Origin of the sequence: Cellulomonas sp. URHD0024, assembly GCF_000426185.1 — a bacterium.
In the GTDB taxonomy this organism is placed as follows: Bacteria; Actinomycetota; Actinomycetes; order Actinomycetales; family Cellulomonadaceae; genus Cellulomonas.
Genome location: NZ_KE384505.1, coordinates 430,734 through 446,547 on the forward strand (window position 1 = coordinate 430,734; position 15,814 = coordinate 446,547).

At 72.0% G+C, this 15,814-nt stretch carries 13 protein-coding genes; 11 read left to right on the plus strand and 2 right to left on the minus strand.

The annotated features are described in order from the left end of the window. The first annotated feature begins 73 nt into the window (after positions 1-73). Together I847_RS0118175 and I847_RS0118180 are read left to right on the plus strand one after the other, a co-directional pair. Positions 74-979 carry an ABC transporter ATP-binding protein gene (locus tag I847_RS0118175; RefSeq protein ID WP_028050817.1) on the plus strand — a complete coding sequence of 302 codons (906 nt, stop codon included), beginning with the start codon at positions 74-76 and terminating at the stop codon, positions 977-979. Then, positions 976-1,896 (plus strand): ABC transporter permease, encoded by a 921-nt coding sequence (locus I847_RS0118180; protein WP_051275050.1) that lies wholly within the window; start codon positions 976-978, stop codon positions 1,894-1,896. Before I847_RS0118175 ends, I847_RS0118180 begins: the two co-directional genes overlap by 4 nt. Positions 1,897-2,017: 121 nt before the next feature. Here I847_RS0118180 and I847_RS0118185 read toward each other — a convergent pair whose 3' ends face one another. Continuing rightward, positions 2,018-2,290 (minus strand): GlsB/YeaQ/YmgE family stress response membrane protein, encoded by a 273-nt coding sequence (locus I847_RS0118185; RefSeq protein WP_028050819.1) that lies wholly within the window; start codon positions 2,288-2,290, stop codon positions 2,018-2,020. A gap of 202 nt (positions 2,291-2,492) precedes the next feature. On the opposite strand from I847_RS0118185, the gene I847_RS0118190 reads away from it, so the two are divergent. Then, positions 2,493-3,953 carry a family 20 glycosylhydrolase gene (locus I847_RS0118190; RefSeq protein WP_028050820.1) on the plus strand — a complete coding sequence of 487 codons (1,461 nt, stop codon included), beginning with the start codon at positions 2,493-2,495 and terminating at the stop codon, positions 3,951-3,953. Between the two features lie 73 nt (positions 3,954-4,026). On the opposite strand, the gene I847_RS24765 is transcribed toward I847_RS0118190, so the two are convergent. Next, positions 4,027-5,868: a dolichyl-phosphate-mannose--protein mannosyltransferase gene (locus I847_RS24765; RefSeq protein WP_081681115.1), complete on the minus strand. Its 1,842-nt coding sequence runs from the start codon at positions 5,866-5,868 to the stop codon at positions 4,027-4,029. A gap of 52 nt (positions 5,869-5,920) precedes the next feature. Between I847_RS24765 and rsmI the strand changes: the two genes are divergently transcribed. The 8 genes from rsmI to I847_RS0118235 all read left to right on the plus strand — a co-directional run bounded on the left by rsmI (position 5,921) and on the right by I847_RS0118235 (position 15,784). Continuing rightward, a complete protein-coding gene (rsmI, locus tag I847_RS0118200) occupies positions 5,921-6,772 on the plus strand; it encodes a 16S rRNA (cytidine(1402)-2'-O)-methyltransferase (protein ID WP_028050821.1) in 852 nt (283 codons plus the stop codon). A 167-nt stretch (positions 6,773-6,939) separates the two neighbouring features. Continuing rightward, entirely contained in the window at positions 6,940-8,076 is a 1,137-nt protein-coding gene (locus tag I847_RS0118205; RefSeq protein ID WP_028050822.1) for a sorbosone dehydrogenase family protein, read from the plus strand. A gap of 74 nt (positions 8,077-8,150) precedes the next feature. Then, positions 8,151-9,944, plus strand: coding sequence for a methionine--tRNA ligase (gene metG / locus I847_RS0118210; RefSeq protein WP_028050823.1), 1,794 nt, complete (start codon positions 8,151-8,153; stop codon positions 9,942-9,944). After that, on the plus strand, positions 9,944-10,852 hold the full coding sequence (locus I847_RS0118215; RefSeq protein WP_028050824.1) for a TatD family hydrolase: 909 nt from the start codon (positions 9,944-9,946) through the stop codon (positions 10,850-10,852). The genes metG and I847_RS0118215 overlap by 1 nt, the downstream gene beginning before the upstream one ends. A 131-nt stretch (positions 10,853-10,983) precedes the next feature. Then, positions 10,984-12,183: a ubiquitin-like domain-containing protein gene (locus I847_RS0118220; protein ID WP_028050825.1), complete on the plus strand. Its 1,200-nt coding sequence runs from the start codon at positions 10,984-10,986 to the stop codon at positions 12,181-12,183. Between the two features lie 352 nt (positions 12,184-12,535). Continuing rightward, entirely contained in the window at positions 12,536-13,795 is a 1,260-nt protein-coding gene (locus I847_RS0118225) for a resuscitation-promoting factor (RefSeq protein WP_051275051.1), read from the plus strand. A gap of 124 nt (positions 13,796-13,919) precedes the next feature. Then, positions 13,920-14,849 (plus strand): 16S rRNA (adenine(1518)-N(6)/adenine(1519)-N(6))-dimethyltransferase RsmA, encoded by a 930-nt coding sequence (gene rsmA / locus I847_RS0118230; protein ID WP_028050827.1) that lies wholly within the window; start codon positions 13,920-13,922, stop codon positions 14,847-14,849. Beyond that, positions 14,846-15,784: a 4-(cytidine 5'-diphospho)-2-C-methyl-D-erythritol kinase gene (locus I847_RS0118235; RefSeq protein WP_028050828.1), complete on the plus strand. Its 939-nt coding sequence runs from the start codon at positions 14,846-14,848 to the stop codon at positions 15,782-15,784. The genes rsmA and I847_RS0118235 overlap by 4 nt, the downstream gene beginning before the upstream one ends. Positions 15,785-15,814: the final 30 nt, after the last annotated feature.

The following is a 15,814-nucleotide window of genomic DNA, read 5'->3' on the forward strand; positions in this document are numbered from 1 at the left end:
ACTCCGGTCCGGTCTGATCCGGTCCGCGCCAGGCGGGGGTCCGCTAGCCTGGCCGACGAACCAAGGGGGCGGCATGATTCGGGTTCGACACCTGTCCAAGTCCTTCGGCGCAGTTCGCGCGGTCGACGACGTCTCGTTCGATGTGGAGCGTGGCTCGATCTTCGCGTTCCTGGGGACCAACGGCGCCGGGAAGAGCACCACGATCGGCTGCGTCACGACGGTCCTCGCGCCGGACGCCGGACACATCGAGGTGGGTGGGCACGCGGTCGGCACGGAGGCCGACGAGGTGCGCCGGCTCGTCGGAGTGGTGTTCCAGCAGTCTCTGCTCGACCCGGTCCTGACCGTCCGCGAGAACCTCGACCTACGCGCGGCGTTCTACGGTCTCGACCGGGCCGCCCGCCGCGCGCGCATCGGGGAGATCGCGCCGTTGATCGGCGTCGACGGCATCCTCGACCGGCGGTACGGCACGCTGTCCGGCGGGCAGAAGCGGCGGGCCGACATCGCACGGGCCCTGGCTCACGCGCCGTCCGTGCTCTTCCTCGACGAGCCGACCGCAGGGCTGGACCCGGCCAGCCGCGAGCAGGTGTGGGAGACCGTCCACAGGTTGCGACGGGACGCGGGGCTCACCGTCTTCCTGACGACGCACTACATGCACGAGACGGAGGAGGCCGACCAGGTCTGCGTCATCGACGCCGGCAGGATCGTCCAGGAAGGCACTCCCAGCGCCCTGCGCGAGCGGTTCAGCAGCAGCATCCTGACGGTCACCCCGCGGGACCCGGCGCCGATCCGGACCGCCTGCGCCAACCGCGGGCTCACCGTCACCGAGACGCAGGGTGTGCTCGCGATCGAGGTCGACTCCAGTGCGACGGCCCGCGCGATCCTGCACGAGCACGACGCCCACATCGAGGACTTCGAGTTCAGGCACGGCACGATGGACGACGTCTTCCTGGCCCTGACGTCGCGGACGGTCGACGCATGACCGTGCAGACCGTGGCCAGGCGGGGCGAGGTCGGGGCGCTGCCCGTGGCGCTCGTGCTTGCGCGTCGGAACCTGACGCTCTTCGCCCGCGACCGGACTGCCGTCTTCTTCTCCATGCTGTCGCCGCTCATCCTGCTCGCCCTCTACACCTTCTTCCTGGGCAGTCAGCAGGTGGACAGCCTGAGGGCGCAGTTCCCGGCTGCCGACCTCGGCGACGTCCACGGGTTCGTCGACGCCTGGGTGTTCGCAGGGATCACGATGATCACGTCGCTCACCACGGGCCTTGCCGCGATGAGCGTGTTCGTCGAGGACGGGGAGTCGGGACGGTTCCAGGACTTCCTCGTCTCGCCGGTGCGCCGTTCCAGCCTGATCCTCGGGTACATGGGCGCCACGGCTGTGGTCGCCGTCACGATGACGGCCGCGTTCGTGGTGATCTCGCAGGTGTACACGGTCGCGCGCGGCGGTTCCGTCATGACCGCGGCCGAGCTTGTCGAGTGCCTCGGGGTCGTCGTCCTGTCGGCCGGAACGTTCTCGGCGCTGTCCGCCTTCGCGGTGACGTTCGTGCGGACGAGCAGTGCGTTCGCGGCGCTCAGCACGATCGTCGGAACCCTGATCGGGTTCCTCGCGGGCGCCTACATCCCGATCGGCGCCCTACCGGCAGGAGCGGCCAACGTCGTCGACGCCCTGCCGTTCGCGCAGTCCGCGATGCTGGTCCGGGGGCCGTTCACCGCGCAGCCCCTCGCTGTCCTGACCGACGGGCAGCCCGCCGCCGCGGCCGATATGGAGTCGTTCTACGGCCTCACCGCCTCGGTCGGCGGTCTCGAGATCACGACGACGATCGCGGTCACCGTCATGGTCGTCGTCCTGGTGGTCTTCGCTGCGCTCGGCGCCTGGCGCATCGGCCGCCGGATCGGCTGACGGTCCAGACCAGCCGAGGGAGTCATCGCACGCTGCGACGACCCCCTCGGGCCGGCAAGCGGGGCGACGAGCCTCGGCCGGCAGAGCGGCCAGAGGCTCGCGAGCCCCGTCTGCAGGTGACCTACAGGATCGACCGGCGACGGCGGCGGCCCGACACGGCCGCGACGAACACGGCCGCCAGACCCACCTGGAGCGCGAGCTCGATCCAGTCGACGCCACCGGTGTCGCGGACGCCGATCAGGGTCGCCAGCCAGGTGCCGACGAGCGCCGCGACGATGCCGACCAGGATGGTCACCAACCACGAGATGCGCTGCCTGCCGCGGACGAGCAACCGGCCGAGGATGCCGACGATCGCACCGATCACGATGGCGCTGATGATGCCGTGCTGAGTCATGGTCCACTCCTTGTCGAAGACGGTCCCCCCACGACAACTAGCGAAGATAGGGCGATCCGGGCACGACCGCTCGTCGAGAAGCAAAGTCCGGACCAGGTGCGGCGGGGGTGCACTTCAGGTCCTGAGCGGCGCTCTGTCGCCGGCGTCCAGTAGCGTTTCCCGGGCGACCCGCGCCCCACCACGCACCGATCCCAGGAGCCTCGTGCCCGCCGTCCCCGCCGTCATCCCGAAGCCCGCACGCCTGGAGGCGACCGGGGGTGCTCCGTTCGTCGTCTCGGAGTCGACGACCGTGGTGGTCAACGGTCGGCCGGACCTGATCGGGATCGCGGTGCTCGCGGCCGACCTGCTCGGGCGGGTGACCGGGCGCTCGATCGAGATCCGCTACGCGGAGACCGACGCACCGGACGTGGTGCGGCTGCGCCTGACGACCCCGGACGGTGAGGGCGACGAGTCGTACAAGCTCATGTCCACCGCCGGACGCGTGGACCTGGAGGCGCGCTCGCCGGCGGGCCTCGTCCGCGGGATCGTCACGTTGCGGCAGCTGCTCACCACCGCCCCGGACGGCTCCCTGCGGGTGCCCGCCGTGATCATCGAGGACGCGCCGCGGTACGCGTGGCGGGGACTGTCGATCGACGTCGCCCGGCACTTCGTCGCCAAGCGGGACCTCAAGGTCATCATCGGGCTGATGGCCCACTACAAGCTCAACGTGCTGCACCTGCACCTCACCGACGACCAGGGCTGGCGCATCTACGTGCGCTCGCGCCCGCAGCTGACGCGGCTGTCGAGCAGCAGCGCGGTCAACGGTGACCCGGGCGGCTACTACACCGCCGACGACTACGCCGACATCGTGGCGTTCGCGTCGGTGCGCGGGGTGCGCGTGGTGCCCGAGATCGACGTTCCGGGACACGTCAACGCGGCCACGCACGCGTACGGCAACCTGACGCCGAGCGGCGAGCCGACCGACGTCTACACAGGGATCGAGGTCGGCTTCAGCCGCCTGTACGCGGACCTGCCCGCCACCGGCGACTTCCTGCGCGAGGTGTTCGCCGACGTCGCCGAGATGACCCCCGGCGAGTACGTGCACATCGGCGGCGACGAGGTCCTGACCATGGAGCCCGCCGAGTACGCGACGCTCGTGGGTGCCGCGTCCGCGGCGGTGCGTGCGGCCGGCAAGAAGGTGGTCGGGTGGCAGGAGATCGCCGGCACGCCGCTCGAGCCGGGCACGGTGGTGCAGTACTGGGACACGCGGGTCGACCCGGAGCCGTTCGTCCGAGCCGCTCAGGCTGGGGCGTTCCTGCTCATGTCACCGGGCTCCAAGGCCTACCTCGACATGAAGTACGACGCCGACACCGTGCTCGGCCTGGAGTGGGCCGGGCACATCGAGCTGCGCGACGCCTACGACTGGGAGCCGTCGACACTCATCCCGGGCGTCCCGGAAGCCAGCGTCATCGGCGTCGAGGCAGCCGTGTGGACCGAGACCCTGCGAGACCTGCCGGCGCTCATGTCGATGCTGCTGCCGCGCCTCGCCGCGATCGCCGAGGTGGCCTGGACCAGCCCCGAGAGGCGCGACTGGGACGACTTCCGCGGCCGGATCGCCGGCCAGGCCGCGTTCTGGGACCGGCTCGGCCTCTCCTGGTACCGGAGCCCGCAGGTCGACTGGTAGGCGCTCGCGAGACGACTGGTAGGCGCTCGCGACTCCACTGGTGGGGCCAGGTGCGAGTCCGCTCGAGCCGTGCTCAGATCCAGGTCTCCAGCCACATGTGCAGGTGCCAGAACTTGTAGGGCACCACCCACGCGGACCAGATCGGGTAGAAGAACGCTCCGACGAGAACGATGAGCCCGACGAGGACCCCGCAGCCGATGATCGCTCGTCGTCGACCGACGGGTTCGAGGTCCTTCGGTCCGACCACCAGACCGATCACGTAGGTCAACGTCAGGACGACCCACGGCGTGAACACGATCGAGTAGAAGGTGAAGATCGTGCGGTGCTCGTAGGCGAACCACGGCAGCCAGCCCGCGACGATGCCGGACAGGACCGCACCGGCCCGCCAGTCGCGGTAGCGGATCAGCCAGAGGACGGTGACGAGGAGCGCGGCGGTCGCGCACCACCACAGGATCGGGTTGCCGAGCGCGGTGATCGCCTGCGAGCAGGACGTCGCCCCGCACGCGTCCTGGGCCTGCTGACCGGTCAGGCCGGAGACCTCGGTGGGGTAGAACATCGACGTCGGCCGCCACTGCACGATCCAGCCGAGCGGGTTCGCCGCGTAGGTGTGCGGCGTCTCGAGCCCGTTGTGGAACGCCCACATGTCCTGGTGGTACTTCCAGAACGACCGCAGCGCCGGCGGCAGCCACTGGACGCCCGCGTCGGGATTCTGCGCGGCCCACTGGTGCCCGTACGACTCCGGGTGCGCGAACCAGGACCACCAGCTGCCCAGGTAGACCGCCACCGCGACGAACACCATGGAGATGCCCGCCACCAGGCCGTCCTTGACGATGCCGGCCCAGATCCACTGCCGGACGCCGGCGGTGCGTCGTGCCGTGACGTCCCAGGCCACGCTGAGCAGCCCGAACACCGCCAGGAAGTACATGGCGGACCACTTGGTGCCCAGCCCGAGCCCCAGCAGCACGGCGGCGGCGAGCCGCCACCAGCGCACCCCGAGGCCAGGACCCCACCCGAGCGGCCCGTCCGCGTCGAGCAGCGACGCGGTCCGGTCGGCGAGCCGTCGTCGCGCCTGGTCGCGATCGAGCAGGAGTGCGCCGAACGCCGCGAGCATGAAGAACATGAGGAACGGGTCCAGCAGGGAGACCCGTGACATCACGATCGCCTCGCCGTCGACGGCGAGAAGGAGGCCGGCGACCGTACCGAGCGCCGTCGAGGTGAACAGCCGACGCCCGATCCGGGCGACCATGAGCACGGCGAGCGTGCCGCAGATCGCGGCCGACAGGCGCCAGGCGAACGAGCTGTCGGCGCCGCCGCCGAGGTGGATGCCGAGCGCGATCATCCACTTGCCGACCTGCGGGTGCACGACGTACTCGCCGGTGGTCTGCAGCCCGCTGAGGTCACCGGACTCGAACGCGGGGTTCGGGTTGTCCACCCAGTTGGCCTCGTAGCCGTGGATCAGCAACGACCAGGCGTCCTTGACGTAGTACGTCTCGTCGAAGACGAGCTTGTGCGGTCGGCCGAGGTGCCAGAACCGCAGGATGCCGGCCAGCAGCGTCACCGCGAGCGGCCAGACCCATCCCATGAGGCGCGCCCGCGGGGCGTCGTCCAGGGTGAGCGTGTCCTGGCCGAGCAGCAGCCGGAGCAGCCGGGGCCGGTTCTCCTCGGGCTCCTCGGGCTCCTCCGGCTCGCCGGACTCGCCCGGCTCCTCGAGCCCGTCCGGCTCCGACTCTGCGGGCTCCTCGGGCTCGTCCAGCTCCTCGTCCCCTGGTGCCGAGAGCGTCGCGACGGCGCTCGCCGCGGTGCCCTCGTCGAGCGGGCCGGCAGCGGACGTCGAGCTCGACGGAGCCTCCGGCGAGTCGGCGGCGGCGTGTGACGGCGTCGCGGCGTCGTCTTCGGTGGGCGGCACGAGCGTCATCGTAGGGGGGAGCGCTGTGGTGCGCGGGCAAACAGGTGGCAGGCTCACCCGCGTGGACATCCCTGCGCCCGGCCGGCTCGTGCTGGCAGCGACCCCGATCGGCAACACCGAGGACGCATCGGCGCACCTGCGTCGTCTCCTCGAGGAGGCCGACGTCGTCGCGGCGGAGGACACCCGACGCCTGCGCGCCCTCGCCGCCCGCCTCGGTGTGGTGATCGGCGGTCGGGTGGTCAGCCACCACGAGCACAACGAGGCCTCGTCGTCCGCGGAGCTGTTGGCGGTCGTGGCGGGCGGCGGCACGGTCGTCGTCGTGACCGATGCCGGGATGCCCGCAGTGTCCGACCCGGGCTTCCGCGTGGTCACCGCAGCGGTCGCCGCGGGCCTGCCCGTCACTGCCGCGCCGGGTCCGAGCGCCGTCCTGACCGCGCTCGCCCTCTCGGGCCTGCCGACCGACCGCTTCTGCTTCGAGGGCTTTCCCCCGCGCAAGCCGGGGGAGCGCCTCCGGGCCCTCGAGCTCCTGGCCGACGAGCGCCGCACGATGATCTTCTTCGAGGCCCCGCACCGCCTGGACGACACCCTCGCCGCGATGAGCTCGGCGTTCGGCGCGGACCGGCCGGCCGCCGTCTGCCGCGAGCTGACGAAGACCTACGAGGAGATCCGACGAGGAGGCCTGGCCGAGCTCCACGCGTGGGCCCTCGCAGACCAGGTGCGCGGCGAGATCGTGGTGGTGGTCGGTGGTGCGTCGGGCGCGGTCGAGCTGTCCACGGCCGACCTCGTCGCCGAGGTCCTGTCCCGCGCCGACGCCGGCGAGCGCCTGAAGGACGCGGTCGCCGACGTCGCCGCTGCGGCGGGCGTCCCGAAGCGGGACCTGTACGCGGCGGCCCTGGCGGCGAAGTCCCGCTGACGATCCCCGCAACCGGCTCCCCGGTTCCATGACCACATGTCGGGGCGATCGGGGTCCCACCACCGATCGAATCCCACGAGGAGCCTGCCGCGGCGGACGGCGCCTGGGGCGCGCTCGACCGGCCTCCTCGGCTAGCGGCGATGCGCGGACCGTGCTGGGCTGACGGGATGGGTCGTCGTCGGGCGCTCGCCATGGTCGCCGTGCTGCTGCTCGGCGCGCTCGCGGGGTGCACGGGTTCCGACGAGGGCGCCGCGCCGACCGCCACCGGCCTCACCGCCGGCCCGGCCTACGACCCCGCCTCCCCGCACGTCCCGGCACCCATCCCCGCGGAGGCCACCGACATCGTGACGGGCCTCGACGCCCCGTGGGGCATCGCGTTCCTGCCGGACGGCCGGGCTGCCGTGACACTGCGCGACGCCGCGCAGCTGGTGCTGGTCGACGCCCACGGGACCGTGACGACGGTGACGGGTCCGGGGGCCGACCAGCTTCTCGACGCGGTCGCACCTGGTGGCGAGGCCGGGCTGCTCGGGGTCGCCGTGCTGGACTCGTCGTCGCAGAGCGCGGACCTCGCCCTCTACGCGACCACGGCCGACGACAACCGCGTGCTTCGCGGGACCCTCAGGGGCGACGAGCTCGGCGAGCTCAGGCCGATCCTGACCGGGATCCACAAGGCGGGCCACCACGACGGCGGCCGGCTCGCGGTCGGCCCGGACGGCTACCTCTACGTGAGCACCGGCGACGCCGGGGACCGGCCCGACGCCCAGGACCCGGGCAGCCTGAACGGGAAGATCCTGCGGGTCACGTTCGACGGCGACCCGGCCCCGGGCAACCCGACGCCCGGCAGTCCGGTCTGGAGCCTCGGGCACCGCAACGTGCAGGGACTCGGCTGGGCCGACGACGGGCGCATGTTCGCCTCCGAGTTCGGGCAGGACACCTGGGACGAGCTGAACGTGATCGAACCGGGCCGCAACTACGGCTGGCCGGAGGTGGAGGGCGTCGGTCGCCACGAGGGCTTCGTCGACCCCGTCGCGACGTGGGCGACCGACGACGCGTCGCCGAGCGGGCTCGCGGTCACGGACGACGCCGTCTACCTCGCAGCGCTGCACGGCGCACGGCTGTGGCGGGTCCCGCTCACCTCGGACGGCGTCGGCACGCCCGAGGCGCTGTTCGTCGGGACCTACGGACGCCTCCGGGCCGTGGCGGTCGCACCGGACGGTTCGCTGTGGGTGCTCACCAACAACACGGACGGCCGGGGTGACCCGCGCCCGGGCGACGACCGGATCGTCCGGGTGCCGATCGGCTGAGCGGCCACGGCCCCTCGAGCGCTTCATGACGGGGTCGCAGGGTCCGTGTGCCTCGCTCACCTAGGATCTAGCCCATGTCCCGCATCCTGTCTGCCGTCGCGTGGCCCTACGCGAACGGCCCCCGCCACATCGGTCACGTCGCCGGCTTCGGTGTCCCGTCGGACATCTTCAGCCGCTACATGCGCATGGCGGGCAACGAGGTGCTGATGGTCTCCGGGACCGACGAGCACGGGACGCCGATCCTGGTCCTCGCGGAGCAGGAGGGCGTCGGACCGCAGGAGCTCGCGGACCGGTACAACCGGGTGATCGTCGAGGACCTGGTCAACCTCGGGCTGTCCTACGACCTGTTCACGCGCACGACGACCCGCAACCACTACGCGGTCGTGCAGGAGATGTTCCGCACGGTGCACAAGAACGGCTACATGATCGAGCAGTCGACCATGGGCGCCATCTCCCCGAGCACCGGCCGCACGCTGCCCGACCGGTACGTGGAGGGCACCTGCCCGATCTGCGGGTACGACGGCGCGCGCGGCGACCAGTGCGACAACTGCGGCAACCAGCTCGATGCGATCGACCTGATCAACCCGCACAGCCGGATCAACGGCGAGACGCCGAAGTTCGTGGAGTCGAACCACTTCTTCCTCGACCTGCCCGCGTTCGCGTCCGCGCTCGAGGCGTGGCTCCGCACGAGGACCGACTGGCGTCCGAACGTCCTGAACTTCTCGCTCAACCTCATCGACGACCTGCGCCCGCGCGCCATGACCCGCGACATCGACTGGGGCATCCCCGTGCCGCTGGAGGGCTGGGAGACCAACCCGAACAAGCGGCTCTACGTGTGGTTCGACGCGGTCATCGGGTACCTGTCCGCGTCGATCGAGTGGGCGCGCCGGTCCGGCGACCCCGACGCGTGGCGCCCGTTCTGGAACGACCCGTCCGCCCTGAGCTACTACTTCATGGGCAAGGACAACATCACGTTCCACTCGCAGATCTGGCCGGCCGAGCTGCTCGCCTACGACGGCGGCGGAACGCGCGGCGGCGAGCCGGGGCCGTTCGGGACGCTGAACCTGCCCACAGAGGTCGTGTCGAGCGAGTTCCTCACGATGGAGGGCAAGCAGTTCTCCTCGTCGCGCGGCGTGGTCATCTACGTGCGGGACGTGCTGTCCCGCTACCAGCCGGACGCGCTGCGCTACTTCCTGAGCGTGAACGGACCCGAGAACCAGGACTCGGACTTCACGTGGGCCGACTTCAAGACCCGCACCAACACCGAGCTGGTGGCCGGCTGGGGGAACCTGGTCAACCGCACGGCGAGCATGATCGCGAAGAACTTCGGCGAGATCCCCGCTGCCGGTGACCTGCAGCCCGTGGACCAGGCGTTGCTCGCGACGACGGCCGCGGGGTTCGGGAAGGTCGGGGAGCTGCTCGGCGGCCACCGCAACAAGGCCGCGATCGGCGAGGCGATGCGGGTGGTCCAGGAGGCCAACCGGTACATCTCCGAGACCGAGCCGTGGAAGCTGACCACCGACCGCGACCGCCTCGGCACGGTGCTGCACACGGCTGCGCAGGCGGTCAGCGACGCGAACACCCTGCTGGCGCCGTTCCTGCCGCACTCCGCGCAGCAGGTGCACGAGACGCTGGGCGGCACGGGGACGTTCTCGCCCCTGCCGCGGATCGACGAGGTGACCGACCTGGACGACGCGTCGCGCGCCTACCCGATCATCACCGGCGACTACGAGCTCGGTCGGACGGTCGCGCCGTGGGCGAGCACGCCCGTGGTCGCCGGGCGGCCCGTAGGCAAGCCGACGCCGGTGTTCACCAAGCTCGACGACTCGATCGTCGAGGAGGAGCTCGAGCGGCTGCGTCAGGCCTGATGGCACGGTCTCGGTCGAAGGGCTGGCCGGACGCCCCGGAGCCGCTGCCCCTGCCTGTCGTCGACAACCACACGCACCTCGAGTCGGTGCTGGCGTGGCGGGCCGACGGCTGGGAGGCGTCCTCCTCGCTGGACGCGCAGCTCGAGCGGGCTGCCGCAGTGGGTGTGACGCGGATGGTCCAGGTGGGCTGCGACCTGGCCGCTGTCGACTGGACGTCGACGATGGTCGGTGCCCACGAGCAGCTGCTCGGTGCCGTCGCCATCCACCCCAACGAGGCCGTGCGCCACGCGGGCATCCAGGAGGTCGCAGCCGACGGGCTCGATCCGGAGGACCCCTACGAGACGTCGCTGGACGAGGCGTTCGCGCACGTCGCCGAGGTCGCGCGCGACAACGACCGCATCCGGGCCGTCGGCGAGACCGGCCTGGACCACTTCCGCGCGGGACCCGCCGGGCGTGCGGTCCAGCGCGAGGCGTTCCGCGCGCACATCGCCCTGGCCAAGGAGCTCGGCCTCGCGTTGCAGATCCACGACCGCGACGCCCACGACGAGGTGGTCGGGGTCCTGCTCGCCGACGGTGCACCGGACCGGACGGTCTTCCACTGCTTCTCGGGCGACGCGGCGCTGGCACGGCTCGCGGTCTCGCACGGCTGGTTCCTGTCCTTCGCCGGACCGGTCTCGTTCGGCCCGAACGACGCGCTGCGGTCCGCTCTGCGTGAGGTCCCGCCGTCGCAGCTGCTCCTCGAGACCGACGCCCCGTACCTCACCGTGCACCCGTTCCGTGGGCGACCGAACGCGCCGTATCTCCTGCCCGGCACGGTCCGGACGGTCGCCGAGGTGACCGGCAGGTCGGTCGACGAGGTCTGCACGTCGGTCGTCGCGACCTCCGAGGCGGTCTACGGCCGCTGGTGAGCGGTTTGTCCCGAATGTCCGTCTCCGAGGTACCGCAACCCGGACACCGGGTTTCGGGGATCATCACGGATCGGTTACGGTCGGACCGCCGTCCAGGACGGTGCACCCCCCGAAGACCGAGGAGCCACCGCGTGAGCGACCCGATGGAGCGAGCGACGCACCGTCGCGCCGCGCCTCGTAGGCGCCTGGGACGGCTCGTCGCCCAGGCCGCCGTGCTCGCCGTCGTCGCCGGGGTGACCAGCGCATTCGCGGTGCTGCACAAGCAGGTGACGGTCGACGTCGACGGTCGACCGGTGCAGGTCGAGGCGTTCGGCCGGACCGTCGGAGACATCCTGGCCAGCCGGGACATCACCGTCGGTGACCGCGACCTCGTCGCGCCCGCGCTGGACGAGACGATCGCCTCCGACGCCCAGATCGTCGTCCGCCACGGTCGCGACGTCGACGTCGAGGTCGACGGGTCGCAGCGCAAGGTCTGGACCACGGCGCTCACGGTCGGCGAGGCTCTCGACGGGCTCGGCCTGCGGGACCGCGAGGTCCGCCTGTCGGCGTCCCGCTCCGCCGAGCTGGGCCGCCAGACGCTGCGGGTCTCGACTCTCAAGACGATCCACCTCGTGGTCGACGGGCAGGTGATCGACGGCGTGAGCAGCGCCGCCACCGTTCGCGACTCGCTCAAGGACATCGGCCTCGTGCTCAACGAGGGCGACCAGCTCTCGGTCCCGCTCGACGCGACCTCCGTGGACGGGCTCGTGGTCCTGGTGACCCGTGCGAGCAGCGAGGGCGAGACCGTCACCGAGGCCGTGCCCTTCGACTCCCAGGAAGTCGAGGACCCGAAGTCGATCAAGGGCACCAAGGTGATTGCCACCAAGGGCAAGGCAGGCATCCGGACCACCACGTACGACGTGCAGGTGGTCGGGGGAGTCGTCACCGGCCGGACTCCGGTCGCGTCGGTGATCACCGTCCCGCCGGTCACGCAGGTGACCAAGGTGGGCACCCAGGAGCTGCCGGACCCGGCGGTCGTCGTCGTGGCGCCCGGCAGCGCGCAGGAGATCGCCAAGGGCATGGTCGCGGCCCGCGGCTGGGGCGACGACCAGTTCGCCTGCCTCGTCTCTCTGTGGAACGCCGAGAGCGGCTGGCGCGTCAACGCCGGCAACAAGTCCTCGGGCGCGTACGGCATCCCCCAGGCGCTGCCCGGCTCCAAGATGGCCTCCGCCGGCGCCGACTGGAAGACCAACCCGGCCACCCAGATCACCTGGGGCCTGGGCTACATCTCCGCGCGCTACGGCACGCCCTGCGGGGCTTACGCCAAGCACGAGTCGTCGGGCTGGTACTGACCGGCTGCATCGGCCGCCTGGCGCGTGTTCACGAGATCTCCTCGTTTGCCGACGACCCGCCGCTGACGTGCACCGATGCGCGAAGGGCGCGCCGCGCTGCCGCCTGCTGAGGCGTGCGGGCTTGGTTTTCTGATCACGGAACGGTTACGGTCGAGGCGCTCCGGAAATTGGACAGCGGCCCAGATGGACCGCCGACCGAGTTCCTGGAGCCGACGGGGCCCGCCAGCGGCGGGCCGCCGTGACGGCCGGATCGGGGATCCGGGACCGCCGGGGACATCTCCCTCCAGGTGTCCGCACGAGCCGCACGACGGGCTCACCGACGGGTGTCGCACCGCGACACGACCTGCACCCCGTGCCCGGGCACCTCGACGGCTGGAGCCTCGTGCAGTTCTCGACCCTGAACCCCTTCGCGCGCGCCAACACCGCCCCCGACCCGTCGGACGGCACGGCCGTCGACCACACGGCAGACGAATCCGCGAAGGGCCATCGGTCGATGCGCTCTCGCGTCCTTCCCGTCTCGGCAGCGACCCTCGCCCTCATCCTCGTGGGCGGCACGGCAGCGTTCGCCCACGCCCAGAAGACCGTCACGCTCGACGTCGACGGCAAGGTCAGCAAGCTCACCACGTTCGCCGGCTCGGTCGAGGGTCTGCTCGACGCGCACGACGTCACGGTCGGCAGCCGCGACGACGTGAGTGCGAGCGGTGCACTGACCGAGGGCGCGGACATCGTCGTACGGCACGCGCACCAGGTGACCGTGCTCGTGGACGGCAAGCAGACCTCGCTCTGGACGACGGCACTGTCCGCCGACGACGCGCTCGACGCGCTGTCGGCCCGCGGACAATCGGTCGCGCTGGTGGCGACGCGGTCGGCGAACCGCGCAGAGCTGCCCCTGGAGCTGGCCGTGAACGGTCCCGCCGACGTGCTGGTGGACGGCAAGACGCTCCCGGTCCCGGAAGCCGACACGACGGTCGGTGAGGCGCTCAAGGGGCTCAAGGTCACGCTGCAGCCGCTCGACCGGGTCTCGGTCCAGCACGCCGACAGCGGCCACCTGCAGGTCGTCGTGAACCGCGTGGTCGAGCAGGACGTGACCACGACCGTCGAGGTGGCGTTCGCCTCCGTCACGCAGGACGACCCGACCCGGTACGCCGGTCAGAAGCGCGTCCTGTCCGCCGGCGTCCCGGGCGTGCGCACCGTGGTCGACCACGTCACCACCGTGGACGGCGTCGAGACGGAGCGCGTGCCGGTCAGCGACGCGGTCACGCAGGGGCCGGTGAACGAGGTCGTCGGGGTGGGCAGCAAGGCGCGGCCGGTCAGGGTCGCGACTCCGGCCGCTCCCGCTGCGAGCAGTCCTGTCGCGGCAGGCGGCTCGGCCGACGGGCTGAACTGGGCCGCGCTCGCCGCCTGCGAGTCGGGCGGGAACCCCCGGTCGGTCTCGGGCAGCGGCAGGTACTACGGGCTCTACCAGTTCTCGACGAGCACGTGGGCGTCCGTCGGCGGCTCCGGTCTGCCGTCGCAGGCCTCCGCCGGCGAGCAGACGGCCCGCGCCAAGATGCTCTACAACCGCTCGGGTGCTGGCCAGTGGCCCACCTGCGGCAAGCGCCTGTTCAGCTGAGCGGCACTCGCGGCGAGGCCTCCGTCCCGACCGGGCGGGGGCCTCGCGGCGTTCACGCGGCCGGCGGCCGGGACGACGGCGCGCGGTGCGCGGCGGCGCGGGTCACTCGCCTAGGCTCTGGCGCATGTCGAGCATCGAGCTGTTGAACGCCACGGAGATCCGTGAGCTCGCGGCCCGTGCCGGCATCCGGCCCACCAAGCAGCTGGGACAGAACTTCGTCCTCGACGGCGGAACCGTGCGCAAGATCGTGCGACAGGCCGACGTGCTCCCCGGCGACCGCGTGGTCGAGGTCGGACCGGGGCTCGGCTCGCTGACGCTCGGTCTCCTCGAGGCCGGCGCCGACGTCGTCGCGGTAGAGATCGACCCCGTGCTGGGCCGCCTGCTCCCGACGACGGTCCTCGCGCACGTGCCCGGGCTGTCGCTCGTGCCCGCGGTGTCCGACGACGACCCGGTCGTCCTGCGCGACGCCGACGGCCGCGACCGGCTGACGATCGTGCTCCGCGACGCCCTCGAGGTGCGCGCGCTGCCCGGACCCCCGCCCGTGGCCCTCGTCGCGAACCTGCCGTACAACGTGTCCGTGCCCGTCCTGCTGACCTTCCTCGAGCGGTTCGACTCGCTCGAGCGGGTGCTCGTGATGGTGCAGGCCGAGGTGGCCGACCGGCTCGCCGCGCCCCCGGGAAGCCGGACCTACGGCGTCCCGTCCGCCAAGGCCGCCTGGTACGCCTCGGCCCGCCGCACGGCGACCGTCGGGCGCACCGTCTTCTGGCCGGCACCGAACGTCGACTCGGCGCTCGTCCGTTTCGACCGGCGCGAGCCGCCGGTCGCCACGGCGTCGCGCGCAGAGGTGTTCGCGGTGGTCGACTCCGCCTTCGCGCAGCGACGCAAGATGCTCCGCTCGGCGCTGGCCGGCCTCGCCGGGTCGCCGGAGGCCGCCGTCGCCGCGATCGAGGCTGCCGGCATCGACCCGCAGGCCCGCGGGGAGGTCGTCGACATCGCGGCGTTCGCTCGGATCGCCGCCGCCCTCGCAGCGCAACCTGGCAGGGTGGTGTCGTGACCCTGACTCCCGTAGCACCGCTGCCCGAGCACGAGGTCCGGGTCCGCGCTCCGGGCAAGGTCAACCTGTCGCTGCGTGTCGGCGCGCTCGAGCGCGACGGCTACCACCCCGTCTCGACCGTGTTCCAGGCCGTGTCGGTGTTCGAGGAGGTTGTCGCGACCCCTGCCGACCGCCGGCTGCTGACCGTGAGCGGGCCGCAGTCCGAGCGGGTGCCCACTGACGCCAGCAACCTCGCCCTGCGGGCCGCCGCCCTGCTCGCCGAGCGCGCGGGGATCGACGACGGCGTCCACCTGCACCTGCACAAGGGGGTGCCCGTCGCCGGCGGCATGGCCGGCGGGTCGGCCGATGCCGCCGCGGCGCTGATGGCCTGCGACGCGCTCTGGCGCACCGGCATGAGTCGCGACGACCTCCTGGAGCTGGCCGCGGAGCTCGGGTCGGACGTGCCGTTCGTATTCTCGGGTCACACCGCCGTCGGGTCCGGTCGCGGTCACCTGCTGACGCCGGCGCTCAGTCGCGGCGAGTTCCACTGGGCCTTCGCGGTCCAGGACCATGGTCTGTCGACGGCGGCCGTGTACGCCGCTTTCGACGAGCTGTCCGACGACCCGCGAAGCCCTGACGCCGAGGACGACGTCCCGCTCATGCAGGCCCTCAGGGCCGGTGACCCGCGCGCCCTCGGCGCGGCCCTGCACAACGACCTGCAGCTCGCTGCGCTCTCGCTCGACCCCGGTCTGGCCGAACCGCTCGCCGTCGCCCAGGACGCGGGCGCCCTCGGCGTCGTCCTCTCGGGCTCCGGCCCGACCGTCGCCGCGCTCGGGCGCAGCCGCCAGCACGCCCTGGTCCTGGCCGCCGCCTTCACCGCGTCCGGCGTCGCCGACCGCGTCCTGACCGCCGCCGGCCCGGTCGCGGGTGCGCGCGTGGTGAGCTCGACCGACTGACTCTCCCCGTCCTCTTGACACCGCTGCGCT

Coding starts and splice junctions, on each gene's coding strand:
- I847_RS0118175 (WP_028050817.1), top strand. CDS start 74: ATGATTCGGGTTCGACACCTGTCCAAGTCCTTCGGCGCAGTTCGCGCG.
- I847_RS0118180 (WP_051275050.1), top strand. CDS start 976: ATGACCGTGCAGACCGTGGCCAGGCGGGGCGAGGTCGGGGCGCTGCCC.
- I847_RS0118185 (WP_028050819.1), bottom strand. CDS start 2,290: ATGACTCAGCACGGCATCATCAGCGCCATCGTGATCGGTGCGATCGTC.
- I847_RS24765 (WP_081681115.1), bottom strand. CDS start 5,868: ATGACGCTCGTGCCGCCCACCGAAGACGACGCCGCGACGCCGTCACAC.
- I847_RS0118205 (WP_028050822.1), top strand. CDS start 6,940: ATGGGTCGTCGTCGGGCGCTCGCCATGGTCGCCGTGCTGCTGCTCGGC.
- metG (WP_028050823.1), top strand. CDS start 8,151: ATGTCCCGCATCCTGTCTGCCGTCGCGTGGCCCTACGCGAACGGCCCC.
- I847_RS0118215 (WP_028050824.1), top strand. CDS start 9,944: ATGGCACGGTCTCGGTCGAAGGGCTGGCCGGACGCCCCGGAGCCGCTG.
- rsmA (WP_028050827.1), top strand. CDS start 13,920: ATGTCGAGCATCGAGCTGTTGAACGCCACGGAGATCCGTGAGCTCGCG.